Raw genomic sequence first — 7704 nt, 5'->3', positions numbered from 1 at the left:
CCGTCTGGATGATGGGGATCTCTACGGCGTTGATCGGCCTGCTGCCCTCGTTCGATTCAGTTGGCTGGTGGGCCCCGGTCATGCTGGTGCTGCTACGAGCGGTGCAAGGGTTTGCCGTGGGGGGCGAATGGGGCGGCGCTGCCTTGCTGGCGGTAGAAAGCGCGCCGAAGAAGAGAAAAGCCTTTTACAGCAGCGGCGTACAGATTGGTTTTGGCGTCGGGTTGTTGTTGGCAACCGGCTCGGTTTCCCTGGTCAGCCACTATACCAGCAATGCGGACTTTATCAGCTGGGGCTGGCGTTTGCCGTTCCTGTTCAGCCTGGTGCTGGTTGCCATTGCCTGGTGGATCCGTAACGGCATGGATGAGTCGCAGGAGTTTGAAGCCAATAAAACGCTGCACGACCGGGCCGAGAAAATCCGCAAGTTCCCGATCTTTGAGGCGCTGCGCCAGAATCCCAAGGCCTTCTTGTTGATCATTGCCCTACGTTTTGGCGAACTGTTGACGATGTATATCGTCACGGCCTTTGCCATGAACTATTCAACCACCCATCTTGGTCTGTCACGGGATCTGTTCTTGAATATCGGTTTGTTGGTGGGGGCGGTGAGCTGTGTCTCGATCCCGTGCTTCGCCTATTTGGCTGACAGCTTTGGCAGGCGCCGGATCTACGTGACGGGGGCGTTGATTGGTGTTGCCAGCACGGTACCGTTTTTCATGGCGCTCGAGAGCCGGAATACGGTGATGATTATCTTCTTTGCCATCATGCTGGGAAATATGGCGCACGACATGCTGGTCAGTGTGCAGCAGCCGATGTTTACCGAACTGTTCGGCACTGCATACCGCTATAGCGGAGCCGGGGTGGGCTATCAGGTCGCTAGCGTGGTCGGTGGTGGCTTCACGCCGTTTATTGCCGTGTTGCTGGTGGAGTTGATGGACGGTTCCTGGCATCTGGTTGCCGCCTATCTGGCGCTGGGGTGCCTGCTTTCGGCCATTGTGGGTATGCGTATGAAACCCCAGACGGTCGGATAAAACAGAGGAACCGGAAGCGTGCGGCCAGTCCCCGCACGCCCCGGTGTTTGGTAAGCAAGGTTATCAAGAGGGGAGAGATAACCTTGGTTGGCTTAGGATCGCGTGCCAACACCGCCACTATAACGAGGCCATTTTTCCCTGTCAGTTCGCCTTGGCTGCTTTGCGTAGTGTTTCCAGCCCTATTGGCTCGACGGTGCAACCGTTGCAGGCAGTTGCGTAGCGCGTCCCAGATAATCATCCCAATCTTTCCACACCGGCTGTAGCCCAGCGGCACCGATCGCCTGCGCTACCTGCTGCGGCGTTCGGCTATCGTGCGGTTCGAACTGTTCCAGCTCTGGCGGCACATCGTCGGCGTAACCGCCCGGCTGGGTTTTGGAACCGGCACTGACGCTGTTGATGGCTACCGGGATCATATGGTCGCGGAAGAAGGCAGACTCCCGGGTAGATAATGAAAGTTCCACGTCAGGTGCGAATAGCCGGAAAGCACAGATCAGCTGCACCAGTTGCGGTTCACTCATGATTGACGCCGGTTCAATACCACCGGCACAGGGCCGCAGGCGAGGGAACGAGATTGAGTAACGGCTCTGCCAGTAAGTCTGTTGCAGATAAAACAGATGCTCTGCCAGCAGATAGCAGTCCGTGCGCCAACTGCTGGAAAGCCCGATCAGCGCCCCTAGCCCGATCTTGTCGATCCCGGCGCGCCCCAGACGATCCGGCGTACTCAGTCGCCAATGAAAATCCTGCTTCTGTCCACGCAGATGGTGCTGTTGATAGGTCGCGGGATGATAGGTTTCCTGATAGACCAACACGCCGTCCAGCCCAAGGGCTTTCAGCTCGGCGTAGTCTTGTTGTGCCAGTGGTTGCACCTCCATCATCAGCGAACTGAAATGACGGCGAATGGCGGGCAGATGCTGGCGGAAATACTCCATGCCGACTTTGCGCTGATGTTCCCCGGTCACCAGCAGCAGGTGCTCAAACCCTAACGCTTTGATGGCCGCGCATTCCCGTTCGATTTCTGCTGCATCCAGAGTTTTGCGCTTGAGGTGGTTACTCATCGAAAAACCGCAGTAGGTACAATCGTTGGCACACAGGTTAGAAAGATATAACGGCACATAAAAGCTCACCACGTTACCGAAACGCTGACGGGTGAGCTGCTGTGCTCGTTGGGCCAGGGGCTCGAGGTAGGGGGCGGCAGCAGGGGAGATAAGCGCCATAAAGTCCTCCCGCGTCAGCTTGGCACTATTCAGCGCCTGCTCAACGTCACGTGCCGTTTTGCTGTTAATACGCAGCGTCAGGTCATCCCAATCCCACCCTTGCAGGCGTTCGTTAAAATCACTGGTCATCAGCGCGCCTCCTCTGAATGACTGAGAAACGCCGTCAGCGGACTGGATGTGGCGGCGATCGACTGGCGGTTGCCTAGCCCTGAGTTGCGTGCTAACTCTCCGGCCTCCAGCGCCAGGCGGAAAGCCTGGGCCATTTGCACTGGATCCCGCGCCACGGCGATGGCGGTATTGACCAGTACTGCATCGGCTCCCAGTTCCATCGCTTCTAAGGCATGGCTAGGGGCACCGATCCCGGCATCAATCACTACCGGCACTTTGGCCTGCTCAATAATGATCTCAAGGAAATCACGGGTCAGTAAGCCACGGTTAGAACCGATCGGCGCGCCAAGTGGCATCACGGCGGCACAACCTGCTTCCTCTAGCCGTTTACACAACACCGGATCGGCACCGCAGTAAGGCAGCACCACAAAGCCCTGTTTGACCAGGGTTTCCGCCGCTTTGAGCGTTTCGATCGGGTCTGGCAGCAGGTATTTCACCTCTGGGTGAATTTCCAGTTTGACCCAGTGGGTGCCCAGCGCTTCGCGCGCCAGGCGGGCGGCAAATACCGCTTCATCCGCCGTTTTTGCCCCGGAAGTATTGGGCAGTAGTTTCACGCCCAACCGTTGCAGTGGTGCCAGAATGGCGTCATTACCGCCGCGCAGGTCGACGCGTTTCATCGCCATGGTGACCAGTTGCGAGCCGGAGGCTTGTAGCGCAGCCAGCATTAACTCGGGCGTGGCGAATTTCCCCGTGCCGGTAAACAGGCGTGAAGTGAAGGTGGTATCGGCGATTTGCAGCATGTCAGCCTCCGGCAATCGCTTGAAACAGCAAGATATCATCACCGTCCTGCACCTGACGGGTGGCCCAGTCGCTGCGTGGAATGATGACCTGGTTGATCGCCAAAGCGCTACCTGGCTGGTGGCGTTCCAGCCGTTCGAGCAAAGCGCCGATGCTTAACGGCTGCTCCAGCTCCAGCGGTTGATCGTTGAGCGTAATCTTCATGCTGGCACTCCACAGATGGGGCAGGTGCTGGCTTTACTCAGTTGCAGAGTGCTCCAGCTTTGCTGCTTACCGTCGAACAGGCGCAGCTTACCGCTAAGGGAGGAGGGCATCCCTGCCAGCATTTTTATCGCTTCCAGCGCCTGCAGCGTGCCGATCACGCCGACGACCGGGCCGAGTACGCCCGCAGTGCGGCAGTTACGCTGCGGTTCGGTCTGCTCCGGGTAGAGGCAGGCATAACAGCCATGGGCATAGGGCGGTTCGATAACCAGTAACTGGCCGCTGAACCCCACCGCGCTGCCGCTGATCAACGGCACGCTAGCTTGGATGCAAGCGGCATTCACCGCATGACGGGTGGCCATGTTGTCGCTGCAATCAAGCACCAGATCGGCACGGGCGACGGCATCGTTCAGAGTTGCCCCTTGCAGGCGTTGCTCCAGCGCGATCGATTCCACCAGAGGGTTCAGTGCTTGCAGATGGTGCTTTGCCAACTGAGCCTTGTTGGTGGCGATGTCACCGGTGCGGTACAGAATTTGCCGTTGTAGATTGGTAATGTGCAGTTGGTCATCATCGGCCAGCAGCAGTGTACCGACACCTGCGGCAGCCAGATACAGCGCAGCCGGGGAGCCTAACCCTCCTAATCCGACAATGAGCACCGTAGCTTGTTTCAGCTTTTCCTGCCCCTCGGGGCCGACATCTTCCAGCAGTAGCTGCCGGCTGTAGCGCAGAAACTCTTGGTCATTGAGCATCGCATTACTCCTTGCCTTCAATTAACTGCAGCAGCGTCGCCGTAGCGGCGCGCCAGTCTGGTGCCTGGGTAATGGCGCTGACCACGGCCACGCTGCCAACGCCGCAGGCCAGCACGGCGGGGACTCGCTCGATGCTGATCCCGCCAATGGCTACAGTTGGATACTGCTGTAATCCGGCGACGTGGCGTTGCAACTCGGTCAAGCCTTGCGGCTCAGAGGGCATCTCCTTGGTTTGCGTTGGGAAGATATGCCCCAGGGCGATATAGGAAGGTTTTACGGCGATCGCGCGGGCCAGTTCGGCATCGTCATGGGTGGAAACGCCCAAGCGCAATCCTGCCCGATGGATGGCCGCCAAATCGGTGGTGTCCAAATCCTCCTGCCCCAGGTGGACGCCGTAGGCATCATGCTTAATCGCCAACCGCCAATAGTCATTGATAAACAGCCGGGCCTGATAGCGTTTGCCAAGGGCAATGGCGGCGGCAATGTCCGCCTCCACTTGCTCGTCTGGCAGATCTTTGATGCGTAGTTGGATTGTGGTAACGCCTGCCTCAAGCAGGCGGGCGATCCATTCAACGCTGTCGACGACCGGGTATAAACCCAGCCTGTGCGGCGTTGCAGGGAAGGGAGAAGTGAGGCTAGTCATGATTTATCTCCTCCTGCAAATTGGCCGCGCTGTGATACAGCTCGCTGCCGCGTGAGCGGAATTCAGCCGACATTTTCTCCATCCCGGTCAGTTGCACCTCGATCGGTTTGGCGGCCTCCTGTGCGGCGGCATAGTCACGTACTTCCTGGGAAATCTTCATCGAGCAGAACTTCGGCCCACACATGGAGCAGAAGTGGGCGATCTTGCCAGATTCTTGCGGTAGCGTTTCATCGTGATAGGCGCGGGCGGTTTGCGGATCCAGCGCCAGGTTGAACTGATCTTCCCAACGGAATTCAAAGCGCGCCTTGGACATGGCGTTATCGCGGATCTGCGCGCCCGGGTGGCCTTTCGCCAAGTCGGCGGCGTGAGCGGCGATCTTGTAGGTGATCAACCCCTGTTTCACATCCTCCTTGTTCGGCAGCCCCAGATGCTCCTTTGGCGTTACGTAGCAAAGCATCGCGCAGCCGAACCAGCCGATCATCGCCGCGCCGATCCCGGAGGTGAAATGGTCGTAACCCGGAGCGATATCGGTGGTCAATGGCCCAAGCGTGTAGAACGGCGCTTCATGACAATGTTCCAGCTCCTCGGTCATGTTACGGCGGATCATCTGCATCGGCACATGGCCTGGGCCTTCGATCATCACTTGCACGTCATATTCCCAGGCAATCTTGGTCAGTTCACCCAGCGTATGCAGTTCAGCAAATTGCGCTTCGTCATTGGCATCCTGGATCGAACCTGGGCGCAGGCCGTCGCCGAGTGACAGCGAGACATCGTAAGCGGCGCAAATTTCGCAGATCTCGCGGAAGTGTTGATAGAGGAAGTTTTCCTGATGATGCGACAGGCACCACTTCGCCATGATCGAGCCGCCACGGGAGACGATGCCGGTCAGGCGTTTGGCGGTCATTGGCACATAGCGCAGCAGCACCCCGGCATGGATGGTGAAGTAATCGACGCCTTGCTCAGCCTGTTCCAGCAAGGTATCGCGGAACATTTCCCAGGTCAGGTTCTCCGCCACGCCGTTCACTTTCTCCAGCGCTTGATAGATCGGCACTGTACCAATCGGTACCGGGCTGTTACGCAGGACCCATTCGCGGGTTTCGTGGATATAGCGGCCCGTGGAGAGATCCATCACGGTGTCAGCGCCCCAGCGAGTTGACCACACCAGTTTCTCGACTTCTTCTTCGATCGAGGAGGTGACCGCCGAGTTGCCGATATTGGCATTCACCTTCACCAGGAAATTCCGGCCAATAATCATCGGCTCGGATTCCGGGTGGTTGATGTTGGCGGGGATGATGGCGCGGCCAGCGGCTACTTCCTGGCGAACAAATTCCGGCGTGATATTTTCCGGCAGATTAGCGCCCCAGCTCTGGCCGGGATGCTGGTGGCGTAGCACTTCACCGCGAATGCGCTCTCGGCCCATATTTTCGCGGATGGCGATAAACTCCATCTCTGGGGTGACAATACCCGCGCGGGCGTAATGCAACTGCGTAACGCATTTACCCGGCAGGGCTTTACGGGGCAGCGGCAGGTGCTCAAAGCGCAAATGGTCCAACCCAACATCGGCCAACCGTTGCTGGGTAAAGCCGGAACTGACGCCGCTTAACGTTTCGGTATCGGCACGTTCGGCGATCCAGCCAGCTCGTCCCTTTTCCAAACCACGGTGTACGTCGAGCACCGCCTGCGGATCGCCATACGGGCCAGCGGTGTCATACACCGGAATGGCTTCGTTCTGTTCATACTGGGGCTGGTCTTTGTTGCCGCCAATCAGCGTTGGGCTGAGCTGGATTTCACGCATCGGCACCTGAATATCGCTGCGCGAGCCAGCGAGATAGATCCGCTGTGAGTTGGGGAAGGTGACGCCTTGCAGCGAGTCAATGAAATCTTGCGCTTGGTCACGCTGTTGTTTACGGGCACGAGGTTGGTTCATGGTAGACATAGCAAATTCCTATCAGTGTAGTGATGTGTGGAAAATTGCTTGTCTGGAGCTCGGAGGGAGTAATGATGGTAGCCGGTAAGGCAGGCACAGCCCCTGGCGGGAGCATCTTGCCTATGGCGATAGATTACTCTTGTTCCCTTCGCGGGTATTAACCCGATCAGGTTCCGCGGATCCCGAATTAACGGTCTCAGCCTGGCTAATTTAATGAAAAATCAGCGCTAGGCACTCCGACAAGAGCCCTCAGTATAAGAGGGTAAACAAAAACTACAACCATTCCCCTGCATCTTTCAAGCCGTAGCGTTGTTGGCTGCCTAGCTACGGCTTGAAATCTATTGGGGGATAATTAGGCTGGATGAGACATAGATTCAGTATTCGTGGTGCCCGGTTGGCCCTGCTGCCAGGTTTCTGCCGCCAGCTGGATCAACTGATCTTCCAAAGCGAAACGTGAGGCCAAGGCTTCGCCGATGTCCGACAAGGCCTGATTAAGTTCTACACACACATCCTGATCGATATCGACGTCGGTATAGCGATCATGGAATGCCATCACGGTTTCGGTATTGGCCTGTAATTTGGGGTAGAACTTGGTGGCCAGCGCCATTTTTGGGCTGGCGGAACCTTCCACCTGTTTGATAATTTTGTCATAAATGTGAAAATGTCCGGCGGAGAGATAATCCACCAGGTTATGGCAAAAGTTCTCCAGCGCTTTTTCATTGAGCGGCGTATGCTTTTCTTTGTTGGGTTTAATGCCGACTAAACTGCAATAGGCCACCAGTAGCTGTTTGCGGGCCTGTAACCATTGATCGACTAATTCATTACTGCCACCAACGCGCTGAGTCAGGCTTTCCAATCGGTTGAGCATGGTTGACTCCGTGTGTAAGAGAAAGAAAAAGTAAGTTAATAAAATGTAACAAAGACCATTCCTAGATTGCCAGTGAAGCAGAGGTTGTGCAACAACATATGGAACTTGCATTAACGGGTAACGAAAATGGCTGGTGGATCGTCAGCCATGAAAGCAAAATTTGGTTACCAA

The 7704-nt window shown here is 56.8% G+C and carries 8 protein-coding genes and 1 riboswitch; of the genes, 1 reads left to right on the top strand and 7 read right to left on the bottom strand.

What is annotated here, in order from left to right:
* A partial coding sequence (shiA, locus tag ACLQ7H_RS20880; protein ID WP_411754313.1) for a shikimate transporter occupies nt 1-1025 on the top strand: 1025 nt, incomplete at its 5' end.
* Between the two features lie 179 nt (nt 1026-1204).
* Here the strand turns inward: shiA and thiH are convergent.
* The 7 genes from thiH to rsd form a co-directional block, all read right to left on the bottom strand.
* Complete coding sequence (gene thiH / locus ACLQ7H_RS20875; protein WP_411754312.1) at nt 1205-2368, bottom strand: 2-iminoacetate synthase ThiH; 1164 nt, start codon at nt 2366-2368, stop codon at nt 1205-1207.
* The gene (locus ACLQ7H_RS20870) at nt 2368-3147 is read right to left on the bottom strand and encodes a thiazole synthase (protein WP_411754311.1); all 780 of its coding nucleotides are present in this window, start codon (nt 3145-3147) and stop codon (nt 2368-2370) included. The genes thiH and ACLQ7H_RS20870 overlap by 1 nt, the downstream gene beginning before the upstream one ends.
* Before the next feature lies 1 nt (nt 3148).
* Nucleotides 3149-3349 (bottom strand): sulfur carrier protein ThiS, encoded by a 201-nt coding sequence (gene thiS / locus ACLQ7H_RS20865; protein WP_021808064.1) that lies wholly within the window; start codon nt 3347-3349, stop codon nt 3149-3151.
* Complete coding sequence (locus tag ACLQ7H_RS20860; RefSeq protein ID WP_411754310.1) at nt 3346-4095, bottom strand: HesA/MoeB/ThiF family protein; 750 nt, start codon at nt 4093-4095, stop codon at nt 3346-3348. The genes thiS and ACLQ7H_RS20860 overlap by 4 nt, the downstream gene beginning before the upstream one ends.
* A 4-nt stretch (nt 4096-4099) precedes the next feature.
* Entirely contained in the window at nt 4100-4738 is a 639-nt protein-coding gene (gene thiE, locus ACLQ7H_RS20855; RefSeq protein ID WP_411754309.1) for a thiamine phosphate synthase, read from the bottom strand.
* The gene (gene thiC / locus ACLQ7H_RS20850) at nt 4731-6674 is read right to left on the bottom strand and encodes a phosphomethylpyrimidine synthase ThiC (RefSeq protein ID WP_411754308.1); all 1944 of its coding nucleotides are present in this window, start codon (nt 6672-6674) and stop codon (nt 4731-4733) included. The genes thiE and thiC overlap by 8 nt, the downstream gene beginning before the upstream one ends.
* 117 nt (nt 6675-6791) lie before the next feature.
* A riboswitch (TPP riboswitch) is annotated at nt 6792-6914 on the bottom strand.
* 103 nt (nt 6915-7017) lie between these two features.
* A complete protein-coding gene (gene rsd / locus ACLQ7H_RS20845) occupies nt 7018-7533 on the bottom strand; it encodes a sigma D regulator (RefSeq protein ID WP_411754307.1) in 516 nt (171 codons plus the stop codon).
* Nucleotides 7534-7704: the final 171 nt, after the last annotated feature.

This window comes from Serratia sp. (in: enterobacteria), from assembly GCF_046715635.1.
In the GTDB taxonomy this organism is placed as follows: Bacteria; Pseudomonadota; Gammaproteobacteria; order Enterobacterales; family Enterobacteriaceae; genus Chania.
This window is presented reverse-complemented; position numbering and strand designations above follow the sequence as displayed.